This is a genomic window from Streptomyces sp. NPDC014801 (assembly GCF_043082085.1).
Classification (GTDB): Bacteria; Actinomycetota; Actinomycetes; order Streptomycetales; family Streptomycetaceae; genus Streptomyces.
In genome coordinates this window covers 1-18,908 of sequence record NZ_JBIBXG010000030.1, presented here as the reverse complement: position 1 = coordinate 18,908, position 18,908 = coordinate 1, and the positions used below count along the sequence as shown (strand labels likewise).

Below are 18,908 nucleotides of genomic sequence, written 5' to 3'. Positions count from 1 at the left end.
CAACGGCTCGATCACCGCCCACGACTCATCTGTCAGCTCATGACGACGCACCACGAACAGACCAACGAGCCCACCACTTTGCGGACACGACCTAGAGCACGCGACTACAACCCTCGTCGACTTTGCCTTTGGGTCTCCGACCAAGGTCACAGATCCAAATGGCAAGGTGACCGAGACGGAGTACGACGCCCTCGGGCGCACGACCAAGGTGTGGCTGCCCAACCAGCTCAGGGTCCTCAACCGGTCACCGAACTACGTCTTCACCTACAACACCACCAGCTCGGCCATGCCCTGGGTGTCCACGGCCACCCTCAAGGGCGACGGATCCGGCTACAACACCAGCTACACGCTCTACGACTCCCTGCTGCGCCCCAGGCAGACCCAGGCCCCCTCACCCGGTGGCGGGACGATCATCGGGCAGACGCTGTACGACTCGCGCGGCCTGGCGGTCTCCTCACAAGCTGACATCTGGGCAAGCGACCGACAGCCGTCGGGTAACCCGGTGGAGATCGACGGCGGGCAGCCGCCCATCCAGACCGACACCGTCTACGACGGTGCGGGGCGCGCAGTGCGGGCGATAACCAAGACCCGCAACGTGGTCCGCTGGACGATCGACACCGCGTACTTCGGCGACACCGTAACGACAACCGCACCCGCCGGCGGTCAGGCCACCGCCACCGTCACCAACGCCCTGGGCCAGGTCACCGAACGCCGCGAGTACGGCGGACCGCAGCCCACCGGCAGCGACTACACCACCACCGCCTACACCTACACCCCGGCGGGCAAGCAGGAGACGATCACCGGCCCGGACAAGGCCACCTGGTCCTACGGCTACGACCTGTTCGGCCGACAGACCTCCTCGACCGACCCCGACAAGGGCAAGTCCACCACCCACTACAACGAGCTCGACCAAGCGGACAGCATCACCGATGTCGGCCGTAACAAGACGCTCATCACCGCCTACGACTCTCTTGGCCGCAAGACCGGTCTGTGGGACGGCGTCAAGGACCCTGACCACCAGCTCGCTGCCTGGGAGTACGACAAGCTCCTCAAGGGCCAGCAGGACACGGCCATCCGCTACGAAGGCGGATCCGGCACCACCGGCAAGGCCTACACCAAGAAGGTCAACAGCCGCGACGCCCTCTACCGAGCCACCAGCAGCAGCCTCATCCTGCCCAGCACCGATCCTCTTGTGGCAGCCGGCCTGCCCACAACCCTGACCACAACCGCCAGCTACCTCCTCGACGGCACCGTCAATCAGGCCGGCAGCCCCGCAGCAGCGGGCCTTCCCAGCGAAATCGTCAAGTACACCTACAACTACACAGGCGTCGGCCTCCAAACCACATCCACCGGCCTCACCGGATACCAGCTCGGAGCCACCTACGACCCCCTCGGCCAGGCGACCGAGCTCATCATCGGCACCGACAGCACCAGCAGCGCTCAGAAGGCCCACCTCAAGTACGTCTACGAAGCCGGCACGCGCCGCCTGAAGCAGTCCTACGTGAGAACGGACGCGCAGAGCTACCCGCTGCAGGATCTGAACTTCACCCAGGACGACGCCGGCAACGTCACTTCCATCTTCGACAACACCACCCTCGGAGGCACAAGCAAGCCCGACTACCAGTGCTTCACCTACGACGGCCACCGCCGCCTGACCGAAGCCTGGACACCCAAAACCGCCGACTGCGGCAGCACCGGTCGCACCACCAGCAACATTGACGGCGCAGCGCCTTACTGGACGTCATACACCTACACCCAGGGCGGCCAGCGCAAGACGGAGACACAGCACACCTCCACCGGCGACCAGACGACCACCTACACCTACGACGACCCCGCAGACACCAAGCCGCACACCCTCGACAAGACGACCGGCGTCTACGCCAGCACATACGCCTACGACGCAGCTGGCAACACCACTTCCCGCCCCGGCCCCACGGCCCAACAGACGCTGACCTGGAACAGTGAAGGCGAGCTCGCCAAGCTCACGGAAAGCACCAAGGAGACGAACTACCTCTACGACGCCGACGGCGAACTGCTCATCCGCAGAGCCAAGGGCGGCGGCGACACCGTCCTCTACGTCGGAAACACCGAGGTCCGTCTGACAGTCAAGGGCACCACCAAAACCCTGACCGGTAGTCGGTACTACACCGCGAGCGGCCAAACCATCGCGGTCCGCACAGCCACCGCAGGCGTATCCGGTACCAAGCTCACCTTCCTGGCCGCCGACCACCATGGCACCTCTAACGTTGCCATGGCAGCCGGCACGTACGCCCTCACCAAGCGCTACACCACCCCCTTCGGCGCACCCAGAGGCGCGAAGGCCACGAACTGGCCCGACGACAAAGCCTTCCTCGGCAAGCCGGTAGACGACTCCACCGCGCTTACCCACATCGGTGCCCGCGAATACGACCCGACTGTCGGGCAATTCATCAGCGTCGACCCGGTCCTCGACACCACACAGCACCAGTCGCTCAACGGCTACGCCTACGCCAACAACACGCCCGTCACCTCAAGTGACCCAACCGGAATGTGGCTCGACGACGGCACCGGCCATAACGAGCCCGCCCCTCCAGGGGTCGCTGCCGGCCCTGCAAGCCCTACACCTGGCGTACCGCCGGGTGGAACGGGGCATGGCGGCTGCTACTACACATGCGGAGGAACGGCCGCCACAACCAGTGCAGGAGAAACGGACACTGGGAGCGACAGCAACGACTGGTGCATGGACGCCTGTGGACTGCTGTCAAAGGGACCTCAGGACCCAGGAAATCCGTTTACCAGCAACATGTGCGGCGTATCAGTAAGCGCCGGTTGTGACGAGCAATTTCGAGCGCAGGCCAGACACGGCCTCGCCGAGATGACGGTGGTCGATGACTACTACAACTGCACGATCCATAATGCGCAAGAGGCATGTGATGTAGCAGGTGCGGCTTATTCTTCCGGTGGTGCCACTTGGGCGGCTAGCGTAGTATTTGGCTTTGTCCATATAGCAGAAGACCGCCTGGCTATCACCGGTACTCGGAGTGCGACTGAGCTGCGGAATTCGGCAGGTGCTGTGACCGGAGGAGCCCTTGCCAGGGATGTTACTGGGCCGTGGCTTCGAGGTAACAGCGGGAACGCTGGCAAAATTCCTGGACAGGTGGCTAAACGTCTTGCCGGGCGCGAGTTCACCTCGTTCGGTGAATTTCGAAAAGCGTTTTGGCAGGAGGTTGCCGGTGTTCCGGAATTGGCGAATCAGTTCAGTCCTTCGAACAGGACCCTCATGGCCAAGGGGAAAGCGCCAATCGTCCCTAAGGGGCAAGAGATAGGAAAAAACAACAGGTATAATCTGCATCACATAACGCCGATTCAGCATGGCGGGGGTGTCTATGATCTGGACAACCTCATAGTGGTCACCCCCAGGTACCATGATGAAGTGCTGGATCCGACCTACCATTCGGGGTGATGGTGATGAGCCTGACTCGCGAGCAACTTGTCGATCTTGTGAACAGAATCATGGACGCAGAGGGGACCGAAGATGATGACGATCAGCTGATCGAAATTCTCGAAGCGAACGTAGTCCATCCGCGAGTACTGAACCTCATATACCATCCTGAGGTTGAGGGATTGCGCGAGGGTGCAACCGCTGAGCAAATCGTCGACGCCGCACTGACCTATAAACCAATTGCTCTATAGGGCGGTGTGTATGCAACCTCTCGGTCGACACCACACCTGTCCTGCCTGGACCGGTGGGCAGACCCGACACGAAACCATCGGTTGAGCCCTCGTGTACCAGATACGGAGGAACCGGTGAAGACGGACCAGGACCCGGGCATGTGGCCACCCCGGTCGAGGGTTGCTGTTGCTAGGTAGCGTCTTGTCGCCACGTCTCGAGCCAGATGAGTGCGCTGGCCAGGGTGATGGCGGCGAGGCAGCGGCTGGGCTGTTTTTCGTAGCGGGTGGCGATGCCGCGCCACTGCGTGAGGCGGTGGAAGCAGCGCTCGACGACATTGCGGCGCCGGTAGACGGCTCTGTCGAAGCCACAGGGCCGTTCACGGCGCCGGCGTCGGCCTGCGAGCTGGTCAACGCGTTCCGGGATGGTCGCCTTGATTCCGCGTCGGCGCAGGTAGGCGCGGAAGGTGCGGGCCGAGTAGCCCTTTTCGGCGACCACTCGCTCCGGGCGGACGCGAGGTCGTCCCGGTCCGGGCCGGGTGACGCGAATGGCGTCGATGACCGCTTCGGCCTGGGTGCAGTCGTTGCGGGTGCCGGCCGTGACCGTGAAGGACAACGGCCGGCCCTGCCCGTCACAGGCCAGGTGGATCTTGCTGGTCAGCCCGTCGCGGGAGTGTCCGAGGCCGCGTTCCTCGAGCCCCGTTTGGCTGCGGTGTGCTGATGGGCCCTGACGACCGGGAGTCCAGGGCGACCAGCCAGTCCACCTCCGCTCGCACCCGGCCCACTACCGCTGCAGCCGTTCAGCACCTGGACGGCCTCACCGGCACCGTGGCGGTGAAGTGTCGGAACCATGGGCGCGGACCGTAGGCGCGGGCGGGGCAGCGTCGTGGGCTACTCGGCGCCTACCGCAGAGAGCGCACCCGGCGTACGGCAGGGGGCAGACCACGTCTATCCGACGCCATGCGAGGAGAGAGCCCCCGAAATGTGCCAGGGGCCCGAGCGGAAACTATGTAGGGGCGGGCACCGGTGCGGTGCTATAGGGGATGAAGGTTCCCCGAGGGGGGTCTCGCAGCGGGGGAGAGCTGCACGTTTTCAGCGCGAATTCCTGTACGGAAAGACCGCGAAAGCCTACGTGGAACATCCGGCGCCCGCCGCCCGCACCTTTGTCCTGCAGCGCTCCCACCTGCGTAGAAGCGCTTTGTGCACCAGTCCGAGGGGTGCGATGGTCTCTCCCGGCGCAACTCGGCGCCACTGAGCAAGGGGGAGATGGGGACGCCATCATCGGGGCCACCATCACCGGCGTGTTCACCGTCATCGCCACGATCACCGCGACCCGGCGCCGGGGGGGATGCGCAGTGAGGTGACGTGACGAGCAAACGCAGGTCTGGGCGCGTCTCGTCACCTCGGGAAGGCCTGCGTCTGCTTCCCGGTCCGCCCCATCTCCGGCTTCGCGTCGTCCCCGCTGGCGAAACCGGCCTTCAGGTCGGCGGTGTGGCAACGCGTCGGCGCGGCCCTGGCAGTGGCGGCCGAGGCCGGGACGGCGGCGACGGCGGTGCCGGGGGCGACGATCGCCGTAAGGGCCATGGTGGTCATTTTGGTCTTGATGACGTGTGTTGACATTGCGTTGCAGTGCCGCCTCCTACAGTCCTTCCCGTTCTCCGGCGGGTCTCGCGACCTCCTGATGACCCACCGACACGTCCGACGCCTTTGTTACGAGCTTTGGCTAAAGGCCGGGGTACCAGAAGCCAAAGACGCGACGAGGTCGGCGGCGGGCCTGGTTTCCTTGACGTCCTCGGAGGCCGTGGCTTCGTGGTAAGCCACGAATCTGATGCCGTCGCCCTGCAGACGGTTGTAGAAGTAGCAGTCACTGTTCGCTCCGAATGCAGCCGGTAGCAGTTCGACCAGTGGCGCCAGTGGCAATGCGCTGCCGCCCTCGCGGGAGACCAGGTACAGGCCGTCCTCCTCCAAGGCCGAGGTGCTGGGAACGCGTTCTTGGCGGAAGGGGGTGTTCGCCCCCATGGCTAGGTCCACATCGTGGTGGAAGACCCCGTTTCTGACGCGGGCGCCGCCGGCGCGCACGAGAGGGAAGTCCTGCCAGCCGGCACCGATCAGGTTGCGTAGGGTGTGCATGTGACCGGTCAGGGTGGCGAGCTGCTCCCTGAGAGTCTCCTCGCTCGTCGCACCGGAGTGGCCGCTCCAGGTGTTGCGCAGGTGGATGACCTCTCCGAACAGGTTCGTCAGCTCAGTGCTGAGGAGTGTCTCCAAGAAATCCGCGGGCGCGTCCGCAAAGGCCGCCTGCACACGGGCCTGCTCGTCCGTGTCAGCTCCGGTCAGCGCCGTGCGGTACCGCTTCGCCAGGCGCTGCAGCACGATGTGCCAGACGCCAAGAGATGCCCGCTGTGGGGAGAGCCCCACTTGCTGGAACTGCGCGGCAAGACCGGGCAGTTCCTGCTCTAGAAGTGAGCGGTCCTGGAGCAGTGCGGACAGCACGACCGTGGCGTGGAACTCGATCACGGCGTCCCAGAAGTGGAACATCTGCGCATGCCGGGCGTGGAGGTTGCCCTCACCCTTGGACTGGTAGGCCCACAGGGCGCTGGCTATGGGGAAGGGGAGGCTTGCCGCCCATTCGCCCAAATCCGCCGACGGGATGAGACGGCTGGCCTCCCGGTAGATGTCTGAGCGCCGCCGGGGGTCGTTCCACAGTTCTCTGTGCGAGTCGGCGAGGTGGCGGCGGGCGGCGGCCAGGGCCCGTTCCGTGCGGGCCATGTCGTGCTGGACAGCCAGTTCCGGCACCGCGACGAGGATCTCGTCCGCGATGCGCCATGCCTGGTGGAGATTGATGGCGCGCGGGCTGACGTAGCCGTCGCTGCCGGATCCAATCGCTGCGGAGCGTAGTCGTCGACCCAGTGGGGAATTGAGCCAGCCCGCGAGGTATTCGGCTTCGACGTGTGTGTCTCTGGCCCGCAGGACGAGGATGCGGTTGTGGGGTGCCACTTCGCCCGGGTCCCCGGTGACTGCGTCGAGATGCGGTTCGACAGGGAGGATGAGCGCCTGCTGCCCCGCGGCTGCCGCCAGCAGAGCCGCACGCTCGGCCGCTTTGGCCGACGGGACGTAGCAGACGTGCTCGGTGACCTCGGTGAGCCGGGCGGTCTTCCAGTGGTGGCGGGTCAGCTCGCGCAGGGCGCGCGGCGGTTTGCCCGTCCCAAAGATGCGGTCCACGTCGAGCCTAGTGATCTGGGAGTTCGCCACGTCCTGCACGTTCGGCGGCGTCATGGTGTAGCGGGCATCGCGCCAGGCTTCGGTGGAGGCTGCAGTTGGCAGCAGCATGGTCAGCTGCGGTGCGTGACGCCGTTCGGGCCTGTCCGAGGGCGCTGTGACGGGGTGGGCGACGCTGACCCGGCGGAAGGAGAGATCCTTGGCCGGCACGGCCCTGCTATAGGCCGTCGGCTTGGGCTGCTTCAGACTGCGGGACAGCTCCTCGAGGGCTGCTTCACTGATCACGCGACGCTCAAGTCGGCGTGAGGACGTGGCGTCCTCATAGAAGCCGCGCAGGTCGATGAACTGCACTTTGTGCCTTCGCGCTTTGGCCTTGACGTTAGAGAAGACCAGGGCGAACAGCCGGATGTGCGTGTGCGCGCTGAGCCCTTCGGGCAGAGCGACAACGGCCTCCAGCAGATCCTGCTCGAGCAGCCAGGTGCGAATGGCGCTGCCACCCGCATCCAGTAGCGGAGCGGTCGCGGTGAACATGATGCCTCGGCCGCCGCCGTCGGCCGGCTCCCGGAGCTTGCTGACCACGATCTGGGCGAACAAAAGGGAGGCATTGTCAGGTTGGGGCAGCCCGGCAGGGAACCGTCCCTCTGGCCGCGCGGCCTCAGCCCGGCAGGAGTCGAGCCTGTCTCGCCATGACATGTTGTACGGGATCTCGGCGACCGTGTAGTCGAACCGGCGGCCGGGGAAGGCGTCTTCCTCCAAGGAGTCTGCCCGGCTGAAGGTTGCGTCCGCGTCCGCGAGGAATGCGTGCGCCTGCGCGCGTTGGACGCTGGAGAGGTTGATGTCCTGACCGGCGACGCTGACCAATGCGCCAGCTTGGGCTGCCAGCGTTCCCGCTGCATCGAGCGCCAGCGTGGCGGAACCGCAGGCGGGATCGTACAGGTGCAGCGCAGCCGTCCGGCCTGCCGGCTCGTACGCCGTCAAGGCGGTCGTGGCGACCTTCACCAGGGACGCTGAGGTGGCGAACTCGGAGTGCTGGTCGACCGGGCGCAACAACGTTCGCACATATTGGCGGATCTGCCCCAGTGTGTAGGTGTTCAGGACCCGATCTTCGCTTTCCAGCATGGAAGCCAGAGCTGGGACGCGGCCGCGCATGCGCTGGCCGGCACTCTGCAGTTCGTCGATTGCAGGCGTCGGCAGGCCCGTTGACAGGGCCTTCCAGGCGACGGCGTTACACAGCAGCATGTCAACCAGGTCATTGACGGACAAGTGGTCCCGCAGGGAGTCGAAGAGCTGCCAAAGGTGTCGGTCGACCGCCTGCTGCTCGTCCGTCATGAAGTCCCCGTCCGTCGGCCTGCGCCCGCTGCCGGGGACGCTGTGTGTTGCCAGGGGTGTCAACCTACCGAAAGTGGCTGAGCAGGTGTCCGTATCGGGCAGAGGGTCGGTAGGCGGAGGTGCGTCGAGGTGGCTGAGGCGGCGGCAATCACGACCGAGGCCACCTGGCCCTGCGTGTACCCCTTCGGCGTCGGCCCTGTCTCCTGTGGCGCACTCGACGCGCCGATGGCACGGTGCGCACTGGCCGCCGTGCTCGCTGGGGAACCGCTGCCCAAAGCCTGGATGCACGAGCAGCACGCCTACACCAGGCTCCTGACCGCCATCAGTGACTACCGCCGCCACCACCGCGCCGGCCCCCATCGTCCTGGGCCCCCCGCCCCGCAGGCCTGGACGGCGACGAAGGGGACCACCTCACCGACGCCATCGACCTCTACACCCACGCCCGCGTCCAAGACCGCAGATCCGGGCCCGCTCGCCTGGTCTGTTCGATGCGCACGTCGGGGGCGAGGATCAGGTGCATCTGTTCGGTGGTGGCCATCCGGTGCTGGGTCAGTACCGCCAGTGCGAGGCGGTCGCGGCCGCCTGTGTCGATGCCCGTCATCGCCGGGTGCTCCTTGCAGCAGGCCGCCCTGGTCGGTCGTCTGGCTGATGGTCCCGCAGGTGACGTGAGAGAGTTGCGTTCTGACCGGCGGGGTTGGGGTGTTCTTGCCTGTGGGGGGCGTCGTTGTCCACGCGTATTCATTCTGCGCGGCCTGGTGATCCGCGTCGGATCGGTCCGTACCGGGTCATCGGGCGGCTGGGGTCGGGCGGTATGGGAACAGTCCATGCGGCCCTGGATCCCGACGGCCGGCGGGTGGCGGTCAAGGTCGTCCACCCCGCGCAAGCCGGCGACGATGAATTCCGGGCACGGTTCAAACGGGAAGTCGAGCTGTCCCGGCGGGTCACGGGTCCCTGCCTAGTGCCGCTGCTCGCCGCGGACCCGAGCGCGCCCGATCCCTGGCTGGCCACCCCGTACGTCCCCGGCCCCACGCTCGGCGAGCACCTCGCCGCACATGGCCCGCTCTCCGGGGCCCCGCTCTACGCACTAGCGGCCGGCAGCGCGGCCGCACTGGCCGCCGTCCACGCAGCCGGGGTGGTGCACCGCGATGTGAAGCCAGGAAACGTCATCCTGGCCCCCGACGGGCCGCGGATGGTCGACTTCGGCATCGCCCACGCCCTGGACGGCACCTCGGTCACCCGCACCGGCGTGATGACCGGCACCACGGGCTGGATCAGCCCCGAGGGCTACCGCACCGGCGCCGTGGGACCGGCCGGAGACGTCTTCGCCTGGGGAGCACTGGTCGCCTATGCTGCCACCGGACGCCTGCCGTTCGGCACCGGCGCACCGGACGCGGTCGCAGCCCGGGTCATGTCCGCCGACCCCGACCTAGCCGGAATCCCCAACGACCTCCTGACCCTGGTGACGTCCGCCCTGGCCAAAGCCCCGCAGGAGAGACCCACAGCCGCCGCGCTGGCCGGGCGGAGCGCAGCGCTGCTCGCCGCCCAGAGCACCCAGGTCCTGCAGCCCGGGGCCACTGCGCCGACCCTGGTGGGTGACCTGGTGACGGCCGGATGGGAAGGCCTGCCCGCATCCGAGGACGACCCGGCCTGGACACTGGCCAGGCGTCGGGGCGGCCGCCGCCGCCTCTGGCTCGGCACCGCGGCCGTCGCCACCGGTTTCGCTGTGGCCGCCGCCGGCACCTACCTGATCACCGAATACCACCAGGACGGACAGCCGGGCACCACACATGCAGGGGCGAACACGACGGCCTCCGCCACCACTACCCCCGACGGACGCCCCGCAGCGGTCACCGCCTCCCGGGCAGCAGACACTCCGCAAACCGGACAGGTAAAGACCCCAGCGGCGACCGCGGCCGCCCAGTGCCTGCCGGTCACCTACAAGACCGCCCAGGGCGAAGCGGACTGCAAGCCCAAGAAGGACATCTGCACCGTCGGATCTCCGTACTACGTCAAGGACATCAACAGCCTGTGCGGAGGCCTGCCCACCCTGCAAAGGGTGAACATCATCTCCGAGCCGTCCACAGGCGGAGACCCAGGAGTCCTGTACTGCGTCGCCTGGACCGGCAGCGGCAACGGGACCCACCGGGACGGCGTGCTACTGATGAACGCCCCCGGCTACCAGTGCGGCGCCAACCTAGTGAACTCCGCCGGCATCCCCGATGTACAGGGTGACGAAACAGTCGTGTTCTACGAAACCGAGCAGGACTGCACCCCTCTCTACCCCGGAACCCGCCTGACCTACCCGGCCGTTTTGGACTACAGCAGCCTCGGTGACCAGGAACCCCCGCAGTACGTCTGCCTCACCGAACACACTGGCGCCTGACCCGCAAGTGCCAAGGGATTCGGACTGAGGCGCTGCGGGCCGCCGAGGCAGCCCTGATCACGGCTGAGCTGCGTTCGGGGCGAAGCTGCCAAGCCACTGGGCGAAGCCCAGAACGCGCTGGCCCAAGCCCGTTCAGAGCTCGAGGAGCAAACCCGCCAGGAAATCAGCCCCCTGGCCGGGCAGATCGAGCAGCTCTCGGCCGCTCACGCCAGCGCCCGCAGCAGCATGCTGGAGCGCCAGCTGGAACCGCACCAGCGCCTGGCGGAACTGCGGCAGGCGCTGCGCACGGCACAGGAGGAGCTGCACGGGGTACGGGAGGACATCAAGACACGCAAAAGGCTTCTGGCGGGACGGCAGGTGACGCTGGGGGAGATCGAAGAGCAGTTCCGGGCGATCATCGACGGGCTGAACCTCCCCGGTGAGCCAAGTACTCGAATCGACGCCAGCTCGCTGCTGCCCAAGGTGAGGTCGGGCAAGCTGACGAAGGTGGGTCACGGGGTACGCACCGCCATCAATGTCGCCTACCGGATGACGTTCCTCAGTTACGCCTTCTGCTCACCGGAGCCACAGAGCTTCCCGCACTGCTGATCATCGACTCACCCCGCAAGAACGTCGGATACGGGCACCAAGATCAGCAGCTCATCGGCCGACTGTATACACACTTGCTCGAGCACATCTCCACCTCCCGCGCCCACCAGGTCATCATCGTCGACAACGATCTCCCCTCCCTGCCTGCGCAACTGCGGCGGCGCATGCACACCATTGAGCTCACCCGGGAGAACCCGCTGGTGCCCTGACTCGCCTCTTTCAGGGCATGCCGCCGGCTGCAGCCAGCTACCCGCGAGCCGGTATCGCCCACGCGAGGCCGCGCGACCCTTTCCGTGCGCCGCAATCCCATGCGGCCCTACTTGCCTGTCTCTGAGCACCTGCTGTCTGCTCACGGCACCGGAGCGGGCGCGCCGGCAAGGATCCGATGGCAGCCGTCCGCCGGCAGGCTCCCTTGATGGCTGGTTTTCGTCACGTCTTCGCGGTCTTAGGGAAGTTGGCGTCGATATTCGCTGATCCGTTGTCAGTGGTGCCTGTCAGCATGGTCGGTCGAGCAGGCATGCTTCGAGGAGGGGGAAGAGCTGTGCCTTGGGTCAGGGACTATGTGCGTTCGGACGGGACACGGGTGCGTGGCTACTCGCGGTGGGCGCCGGGCGCGAGCCGGGAGATGACGCTGTTAGCGGTGGTCGCGGTGGCCGTGATCGGAGTGGGTGGGGGCACCACATCGGCGGGCAGCGCGGAAGGCGGCACGATGCGGCCGGAGCCGGCGGTGAAGTATCCGATCCGGTTCGAGGACACGACCGCGGGCAGGGCGGGTCGGGCACGGCCGCAGCCCACCGTGTCCTATCCGATCAAGTTCGACACTCCAGCGCGAAGGCCGGTCGTGCCCCGGCCGACCGTGTCGTACCCCATCGACTTCTCCACGATGGGCTCCGGCCGGTGACCCGCCGCTCAGTCACCCGCCGCCCCTCAGCCCGCCGCGCCCCGGCTCGGCGCCCGCGCCGCACGTCCACCTCGGCACATCGGCGCCGGCAGCAGGAGTCGCAGATCCTCGTTCTCGGCGTGGCCGCACTCGCCGGGATCACTCTGGTCGTCGCCGTCGTGCAGTGGCTGCTCGCGCACTGGTGGCTGCTGGCCCTGGCTGCCGCCGTGGCGGTCCTCGCGGGAGTGGTCTGGTGGCAACGCAGGGCGCAGCAAGCCCAGTGGGAGCAGGTACGCCGCCAGGCCCTGCGCTACGGTCTGACGCAGCTGGACGCGCTCGGCCACCGGGACTTCGAATACGCGATACGCGACCTGATGCGCCGCGACGGCTGCGCGGACGCCGTCCAGGTCGGCGGCCAAGGAGACCTCGGCGCCGACGTGAAAGCCACCGACCCCTACGGCCGACTATGGGTCATCCAGTGCAAGCACCGCCGCAACGGCGACCGGGGCGCCGCCGTCGGCACCCCCGAACTCCAGATCCTCAACGGCACCACCCGACCCGTCCACCACGCCGACGTCGTCGTCATGGTCACCAACGGCCGCATCACCCAGCCCGGCCAGGACTTCACCCACCAGCAACACATCCACCCCGTCGACCGCCGCATACTCACCGACTGGACCGCAGGCACACGACCGCTGTGGGAACTGCTACACGCCGTGCCCCCGCCGCGGCGGCCGTCGACCCTCTCATGACCGCTGCCGTTAGCCACACGGACGAACGTTGCCACCTAGCCGGACGCCAACCAGATCACCGGGCCGACCGGGGCGATGAGCGAGCCGATGCCGGCGTTGCTCAGACTTACGGCTTGGTTCCGGGCTCGTGGAAGGCGTCGATGCCGAGGCCGGGTGCGACGCCCAGTGCCTCTTGCGCGGATTGCAGAAAGTTGGCATACACCAGGCAGGGACCCTGCTGGCCGACTATGGACCAGCCGTACCGTTGTACGCGGCGAAGGTCCAGATCGCCCGCGTGAAGTCCGTCTCCAACGGCGTCAACCCGGATCGCTGACCCGTCGGGCGGTTGGAAAGGGCGGCTCCGGCACGCCGACCACTTGGGCCGCATGGTGCCGGCACACCTTGGACCACCGGCCGGCGGTTTGTACGCACCGACACATGTACCGGCGTGTCAGACGCGGGAGTCGTCGTCGCCAGGTGCGGCGAGCCCCCGCCCCTTCGGCTAAGATCGCGCGCCACGGGGGATGACATTCGACGGCTCGGCGCTCATCGCAGCGACGGGGCCCGGTCTTCTCCCGCACCGAGGGAGGGGACGAAACCGATGCTCCGTATGTCTTTCGCGACGCGCCGAGCGGCACGCTCGCGTGTGGCGCTTGCCACCGCTGTCGTCCTGGCCACGACCGGCGGTCTGAGCATCACCGCGACCGGGCCGGCCATCGCCGAGGACCCGCCCTCGACACCCGCGCCGACCCCCGACGAGGTGGTCCTTGCGGACCCGGGCCGGTACACGCCTCGCCTCGAGATCATCGATCACGCCGGCGCCACCGGCTACGTCCACCAGCAGGAGGGCAAGCCCCTTGCCTGGACGGACCTCGCGACGGGAGCGGACAGCCCTCTGCCCCCGACCTACCTCACCGCAAGCTCTGCCCACCACTCCGGTCTTCTGGGCCACTACGACCGCGAGACGGCAAGGGTGACCGTCACCGACCTCGCCACCGGCACGACCACCTCCACGCTGTCCTTGCCGCCCGACCGGACGTGGATGCGCGCCTTCACGGCGGACACGGTGGTCACCGCCACGAAGACGGCCGACGGGAAGTACGACGGGCTGCAGCTGCTGCACGCGGCCGGGGACGAACAGGTCACCGAGCAACCGGTGACCGGCCTGCGGGAACCCGTCGCCACGCTCAGTGTCTTCGCCCAGGACCTGCAAGGCGCGCTGGTGACGACACAGGCCGTGGCCGGCGGCCCTTACTCCTCCTACCTTCTCGACTACGCGACGGCAACCCTCACACCCACGCTGACGGTGACACCCACCAACTACCGCAGCCTCGGACACGACCGGCTCCTCGTCGAGCAGTCGAACGACACGGTCCTGACCGTCCCACGCGACCATCCCTCGGCTCCCGCAGTGACCACCCCGCTGCCACCCAAAGGCATCAACGACGCGGCCTCGTCGAAGTCCGCCGTACTCGGCGACTGGATCCTCGTGCGCCACGACGGCGACCCTTACTCGGGAAGCTTCAGCCTGGGCGGGAAGCTCCTCGCCGTACCGATCGGCGGCGGCACCGCCCGCGAGCTGCTCCCGCACGCGGCGGGGAACCTCACCGTCACTCCCGACGGCAGCGTTCTCGCCGTCGGCGGCAGCCGTGGGCAGGACTGGGCCGTGCACCGGGTCGCGCTCGGCGAGGACGGGGCACCGCACCTCGAGACCGTGCGGAAGGTGCCGCAGATGCCCGCCACCTACAGCGGGCTGGCCGTGGGCGGAGGGCGGGTGAACTACTTCAGCGATTCACGACCAGGACGCACCCTGTACGAAGTCGACACCCGCGCGCCCGGCGAGGCAAGACCACGCTCGTGGTCCCTGTCGGACAAACAGGCCTGGCTTAAGGGGCCGCTGTCGCTCGGCGACGGACAGACCGCCCTCTGGCGGGGCCGTGAGGTCAACTCGCCCCACACCGAGAACTCCTACTACAACGTGGAGCTCCCCACCTCCTCCTCGCTGCTCGACGCCGCAGGCCGCTACTCGCTCTCCTCCGACGGGACCACCCAGTACGTCGGCGACTTCGGCGACGGCAGCGGCTCCCGGATCGTGCTCCAGCGGCCGCACAGCGCCGCCGCGCTGTGGGGAACCAAGCTGTGGAAGACGGCCGCTGCGGCGGGCAAGGTCAACTCCTACGACCTGGTCACGAAGGTGACCACTCCCGACGTCGACCTCGGCTCGGGCTGTGTGCCCGGCGAACTGCAGGCCCTCGGCCGCTGGCTGTACTGGGCCTGCGCGGGCGGCGCCAAGGCAGGGGTGTACGACCAAAAGCTGAAGCGGAGTGTCGCCGTGCCGACGGGCGAGGCGGCGCTCGGCGACGGATATGTCGTACGCCGGGACACCGCGGCCGGCAAGCTGCTCCTGACGGACGCGACGACCGGGCAGACCACCGACTTCGCCGACGTCCGGGTGACGGACCGGGCCGGCTCCGGATGGCGCAGCGACTGGAGCGTCGACAAATTCGGCGGCGGCGTGGCATTCATCGACGCGGACAACAACATCCACGTCAAGCGTGTCCCCATCACACCGCAGGGCCTCACCCTCCTCGACTCCTCAGTCGACGCGGGCTTCACCGCGGCCTACGCAGCGGACAACGCCTGGGACGCCCTGTGGCGCCTGTCGCGGCCCGTGGACCGCTGGCGGGTGCTCGTGCGGGACGGATCCGACCGGATCGTGCGGACCCTGAGCGGCGCGGGCGGACCCGGAGCCGCCGTGCAGGCACGGTGGGACGGCAGGGACGACGCCGGACGCGGAGTCCTGGCAGGCCGCTACTCCTACGACCTCGAGGTCGAGCCCGATCCCGGCGACGGCTTCATCCGACTGACGAGCGGCACGCTCGACGCGAGCGACACCGTCCTGGAAACTTCCCCATCCCGTTACCGGCCGCTCGCGCCCCGACGGCTTCTCGACACCCGCTCCGGAGTCGGCGCGCCCCGGTCCAAGGTCGGCCCGTGGCGGCGCATCTCCCTGAAGGTCGCCGGCGTCGGCGGCGTACCGGCGACCGGGGCGACCAGCGTCGTGCTGAACGTGACAGTCACCGGCGCCACCAAGCCGGGCCATGTCTCCGTCGTCCCGAACACCGCCGAGTCCAACCACGCCTCCCAGGTCAACTTCGCCGCCGGGCAGACGACGTCGAACCTCGTGGTCGTGCCCGTCGTCAACGGCACAGTGGACCTGATGGCCAGCACCGCCGGCACGGTCGACCTCGTCGCCGACGTCGCCGGCTACTACGCGCAGGACACGGGCGGCGCCGGATTCCAGCCGCTGACACCCACCCGGTTCATGGACACCCGCTCCGGCCTCGGCGTGCCACGCGCCAAGGTGAGCTCCGGCAGCACGGCCCGCCTGCAGGTAACGGGCGTCAAGGGAGTACCGGCGAGCGGGGTCAGCGCGGTCGTCATGAACGTGACCGCGACCAACGCCTCCCACTCCACCGTCATCACCGCCTACCCGGACGGCACCCCGCGCCCGGGCACCTCCAATCTGAACGTGCCCGCCGGCCAAACCGTCGCCCGGCTCGTCGTCGTACCCGTCGTCAACGGCCAGATCGCCCTCACCAACAACTACGGCTCCGTCGATCTCGTCGGCGACGTCGTGGGCTACTACACCGACGGTGACAGTGACGCCTTCACCGGCATCGAGGCGCGCAGGCTCATGGACACCCGCAGCGGCTACGGCGTCCGCGCCGGCACCGTGGGTCCGGGCCAGTCGGTGACCCTCCAGGTCTCCGGAGCCGGCCCCGTCCCCGCGAAAATCTCGGCCGTCGTCCTGAACGTCACGGCCACCGGCCCCACGACCACCGGATACGTCACCGTCCACCCTTCGGGCACGCCCCACGGCACCACGTCGAGCCTGAACTTCCTGGCCGGGCAGACGGTACCGAACCAGGTCGTCGTGCCGGTCGTCGACGGCAAGGTGACCTTCTACAACCACGCAGGCAATGTGCACCTGATCGCGGACGTGGAGGGCTGGTTCGCGTAACCAGGCACAGAGGCGGCAGGTGAGGAAGAAGGCGATGGCGTCGCGTGAACCAGGGTGAAGACAGCCGGACCGGCACGCGGCAGTGGCGCCCACCGGTCCGGCAGCCCGTCGCGAGGTATACGACTTCCTCATGGTCGCAATGCAGGAGCCACTGCCCTCTGTGATCCGCGTTGTATGGGACGGCCCAAAAGATCCGGTGCCTCTTCGCGTGCCGCCGCGCATCGGCTAACTGGCCGTCGTACGCCTACTCCCAGCGCATGTCGAGGGCGTCGAGTTCGGTGCGGGGTTCAGGCGAGAGTCGGTCGGTTCGGCGGCGGGTGTTGTCCAACCATGCCCCGGGCTTGTGCTCGATGCCGTCGATGACTTCGATGTGCTTGCGGGGCACGGTCAGGTGGCCTTCGCGGGCGTGGAACTGGCGGGCTGCAGTGAGGTTGGCGGCCAGCGTTAGTCCTGGCTGCGCCGGGCCGGCCGCGCTGCCTCGTCTTCGGGCAGTGGCTCCAGGCCGAGCACACCGGACAGCTGCCACAGCTGCGCGGGCAGCAACCTGCCCCAGCCCGCGCACTGGGCCCGCACACACGCGGTAAGATCCTCGCCCTGCACGTTCACCCCGCACGCCGCCGCAGGGAGCACGCCGCCGGCTTGGGGATGTGCGTAGGTGAGCCGGAATGCGCGTTGCCGGCCGATGTCCCACGTCGGGAACTGGCCGCGGACCGGCTGAGGGTGGGGTCCATACGGGAGATTCGGCCGGGTCCTTGGCCGCCGCGGTTCTCCAGGGTCTGCTGGTAGCCGGGTGGGACCTCGGTGGACGTGACCCAGTCATGTTCGGAGCCTGTATCGCGCTCGCCCGGAAGCGCAGGGCCTGCAGCCGTGTCTGCCGCCCGACTACCCTGCCCGGTCGCTGATCTTGGAGATGACGGTAGAGGGATCGGCCTGGGCTCGGCTCAACTTCGGTGCCCGCTCGAGATCGCCTGAAAGCGGAATCCTTTCCCCTGGGGTGGCGAAAGTCGGCACCTTCCCATTGGCCGGGGTGGCGAAGGGTAGCGTTCTTCATATTCGGCTGCCGAGTCGTTGAAGGTGGCCTTATGAATAGCGAAGCGCGTGCTGTTTGTGCGCCCGTCGTGCGCGGGCGTGCGAGCGGTATCCGCCTCGGGCCGCGGCTTGTTGTGGCCCGACCGTAGCTCTGTGGTGGCACCCCTGCCCAGAGCCTTGCCTTCGTGGAGAGGAGACCCGCGCGTGCGGGGGCGTCCGCAGGCGCGTTGACCTGCTATGCAGAGCGCTTTACATGAGGTGTGGCTCCAGTACGTTGCCGGCGTGCTGGTGCTGGCCACCGGTGCCGGGGCTGCGGCGGCCGTCCGTGTCATGCGGCGTCGCGCCGCGGCCCATGCCCGGGAGGCTGCCGGCCCGGAAGGGCCCCGTTGACCAACACTTCCTGAAATTCGAGGTGCAGCTATGTCGTCGCAGAAAAATGTCATCCGTAGGACGACAAAGAGTGTCGTCATCAGGACGACGCATTCAGAGCGTCCTGAAGAGTTCAGCCGCCCTGCTGCCTGGCAGCTTTTCCACACGCAGCGCGAGCGTGACCCGAACGAATGGGTCGGAGAGTTAGCCCTGGCCAGCATCCGGGAGTTCTCCATCAGCGACCGTGACTTGGGCAGCGTGGCCGCCAAGTACGACGAGTTGATCGAGCGCGTCCTCTACGAGGACCCCGACCTCGACGAGACCAGCGTGCTCGCCGCCCTCCTGGTCATCCGCACGCTTCGGGACAAGTTCCTCGTCGACGAACGGCGGTTGATCGGCGCCGCCCGCACGCTGAGAGTTCCCTGGCGGCGCATCGCCGACGCACTGGAGCTCAAGAGCCGGCAGGCCGCCGAACGCCGCTATCTCCAGCTACGCGATGACCCCGACGTGGCTCCAGGCGACGAGGAGATGACCCAGGCCGAACGTGTGGAAGCCGCACGCGCCCGCCGTGCACGCCGCACCGAGTACACCTGGGCCGTCGCCCATGCCGCACAGATCATCCCCCTGGCCCTGCGCCTGGAGGCAATCCCTGACCTGCAGGAGCGCGCTGACGCTTCGGAAGAGGCCCGCAAAGCCCATCAGCACGCAGAG

Annotated in this window: 12 protein-coding genes and 3 pseudogenes; 9 read left to right on the top strand and 6 right to left on the bottom strand. The window is 67.7% G+C overall.

What is annotated here, in order from left to right:
• Positions 1-139: 139 nt before the first annotated feature.
• The 3 genes and pseudogenes from ACF1AL_RS39285 to ACF1AL_RS39275 all read left to right on the top strand — a co-directional run.
• A pseudogene (locus ACF1AL_RS39285) lies at positions 140-202 on the top strand (hypothetical protein); the annotation flags it as partial.
• Between the two features lie 84 nt (positions 203-286).
• Complete coding sequence (locus ACF1AL_RS39280) at positions 287-3,442, top strand: RHS repeat-associated core domain-containing protein (protein ID WP_391828804.1); 3,156 nt, start codon at positions 287-289, stop codon at positions 3,440-3,442.
• On the top strand, positions 3,442-3,672 hold the full coding sequence (locus ACF1AL_RS39275) for a hypothetical protein (protein WP_391781337.1): 231 nt from the start codon (positions 3,442-3,444) through the stop codon (positions 3,670-3,672). Before ACF1AL_RS39280 ends, ACF1AL_RS39275 begins: the two co-directional genes overlap by 1 nt.
• A 169-nt stretch (positions 3,673-3,841) precedes the next feature.
• Here the strand turns inward: ACF1AL_RS39275 and ACF1AL_RS39270 are convergent.
• From ACF1AL_RS39270 to ACF1AL_RS39255, 4 genes and pseudogenes are all read right to left on the bottom strand, one after another.
• Positions 3,842-4,366: pseudogene (locus ACF1AL_RS39270) on the bottom strand (IS5 family transposase); the annotation flags it as partial.
• A gap of 680 nt (positions 4,367-5,046) precedes the next feature.
• Positions 5,047-5,232 carry a hypothetical protein gene (locus ACF1AL_RS39265; RefSeq protein WP_391781338.1) on the bottom strand — a complete coding sequence of 62 codons (186 nt, stop codon included), beginning with the start codon at positions 5,230-5,232 and terminating at the stop codon, positions 5,047-5,049.
• A gap of 126 nt (positions 5,233-5,358) precedes the next feature.
• Entirely contained in the window at positions 5,359-8,193 is a 2,835-nt protein-coding gene (locus ACF1AL_RS39260) for a class I SAM-dependent DNA methyltransferase (RefSeq protein WP_391781339.1), read from the bottom strand.
• Positions 8,194-8,623: 430 nt separating this feature from the next.
• Entirely contained in the window at positions 8,624-8,794 is a 171-nt protein-coding gene (locus ACF1AL_RS39255; RefSeq protein ID WP_391781340.1) for a hypothetical protein, read from the bottom strand.
• 210 nt (positions 8,795-9,004) lie between these two features.
• Between ACF1AL_RS39255 and ACF1AL_RS39250 the strand changes: the two genes are divergently transcribed.
• The 3 genes from ACF1AL_RS39250 to ACF1AL_RS39240 all read left to right on the top strand — a co-directional run bounded on the left by ACF1AL_RS39250 (position 9,005) and on the right by ACF1AL_RS39240 (position 11,373).
• Positions 9,005-10,576, top strand: a complete 1,572-nt coding sequence (locus tag ACF1AL_RS39250; protein ID WP_391781341.1) for a serine/threonine-protein kinase — start codon at positions 9,005-9,007, stop codon at positions 10,574-10,576.
• Between the two features lie 225 nt (positions 10,577-10,801).
• Positions 10,802-11,164, top strand: a complete 363-nt coding sequence (locus tag ACF1AL_RS39245; protein WP_391781342.1) for a hypothetical protein — start codon at positions 10,802-10,804, stop codon at positions 11,162-11,164.
• A gap of 74 nt (positions 11,165-11,238) precedes the next feature.
• Positions 11,239-11,373, top strand: a complete 135-nt coding sequence (locus tag ACF1AL_RS39240) for a hypothetical protein (protein ID WP_391781343.1) — start codon at positions 11,239-11,241, stop codon at positions 11,371-11,373.
• 382 nt (positions 11,374-11,755) lie between these two features.
• Here the strand turns inward: ACF1AL_RS39240 and ACF1AL_RS39235 are convergent, their stop codons facing one another.
• Complete coding sequence (locus ACF1AL_RS39235; RefSeq protein ID WP_391781344.1) at positions 11,756-11,920, bottom strand: hypothetical protein; 165 nt, start codon at positions 11,918-11,920, stop codon at positions 11,756-11,758.
• A gap of 141 nt (positions 11,921-12,061) precedes the next feature.
• Between ACF1AL_RS39235 and ACF1AL_RS39230 the strand changes: the two genes are divergently transcribed.
• Both ACF1AL_RS39230 and ACF1AL_RS39225 read left to right on the top strand, forming a co-directional pair.
• The gene (locus tag ACF1AL_RS39230) at positions 12,062-12,796 is read left to right on the top strand and encodes a restriction endonuclease (RefSeq protein WP_391781345.1); all 735 of its coding nucleotides are present in this window, start codon (positions 12,062-12,064) and stop codon (positions 12,794-12,796) included.
• A 625-nt stretch (positions 12,797-13,421) separates the two neighbouring features.
• Positions 13,422-16,799, top strand: a complete 3,378-nt coding sequence (locus tag ACF1AL_RS39225; RefSeq protein WP_391781346.1) for a hypothetical protein — start codon at positions 13,422-13,424, stop codon at positions 16,797-16,799.
• A gap of 244 nt (positions 16,800-17,043) precedes the next feature.
• On the opposite strand, the gene ACF1AL_RS39220 is transcribed toward ACF1AL_RS39225, so the two are convergent.
• Positions 17,044-17,184, bottom strand: a complete 141-nt coding sequence (locus ACF1AL_RS39220) for a hypothetical protein (protein WP_391781347.1) — start codon at positions 17,182-17,184, stop codon at positions 17,044-17,046.
• 1,064 nt (positions 17,185-18,248) lie between these two features.
• On the opposite strand from ACF1AL_RS39220, the pseudogene ACF1AL_RS39215 reads away from it, so the two are divergent.
• Positions 18,249-18,908 (top strand): annotated as a pseudogene (locus tag ACF1AL_RS39215) (hypothetical protein); the annotation flags it as partial.

What these genes read in the sequence shown, in the direction of transcription:
- ACF1AL_RS39265 (WP_391781338.1), bottom strand. Translation starts at nt 5,232, where the DNA reads ATGGCCCTTACGGCGATCGTCGCCCCCGGCACCGCCGTCGCCGCCGTC.
- ACF1AL_RS39280 (WP_391828804.1), top strand. Translation starts at nt 287, where the DNA reads ATGCCCTGGGTGTCCACGGCCACCCTCAAGGGCGACGGATCCGGCTAC.
- ACF1AL_RS39250 (WP_391781341.1), top strand. Translation starts at nt 9,005, where the DNA reads ATGGGAACAGTCCATGCGGCCCTGGATCCCGACGGCCGGCGGGTGGCG.
- ACF1AL_RS39275 (WP_391781337.1), top strand. Translation starts at nt 3,442, where the DNA reads ATGGTGATGAGCCTGACTCGCGAGCAACTTGTCGATCTTGTGAACAGA.
- ACF1AL_RS39260 (WP_391781339.1), bottom strand. Translation starts at nt 8,193, where the DNA reads ATGACGGACGAGCAGCAGGCGGTCGACCGACACCTTTGGCAGCTCTTC.
- ACF1AL_RS39255 (WP_391781340.1), bottom strand. Translation starts at nt 8,794, where the DNA reads ATGACGGGCATCGACACAGGCGGCCGCGACCGCCTCGCACTGGCGGTA.
- ACF1AL_RS39245 (WP_391781342.1), top strand. Translation starts at nt 10,802, where the DNA reads ATGCTGGAGCGCCAGCTGGAACCGCACCAGCGCCTGGCGGAACTGCGG.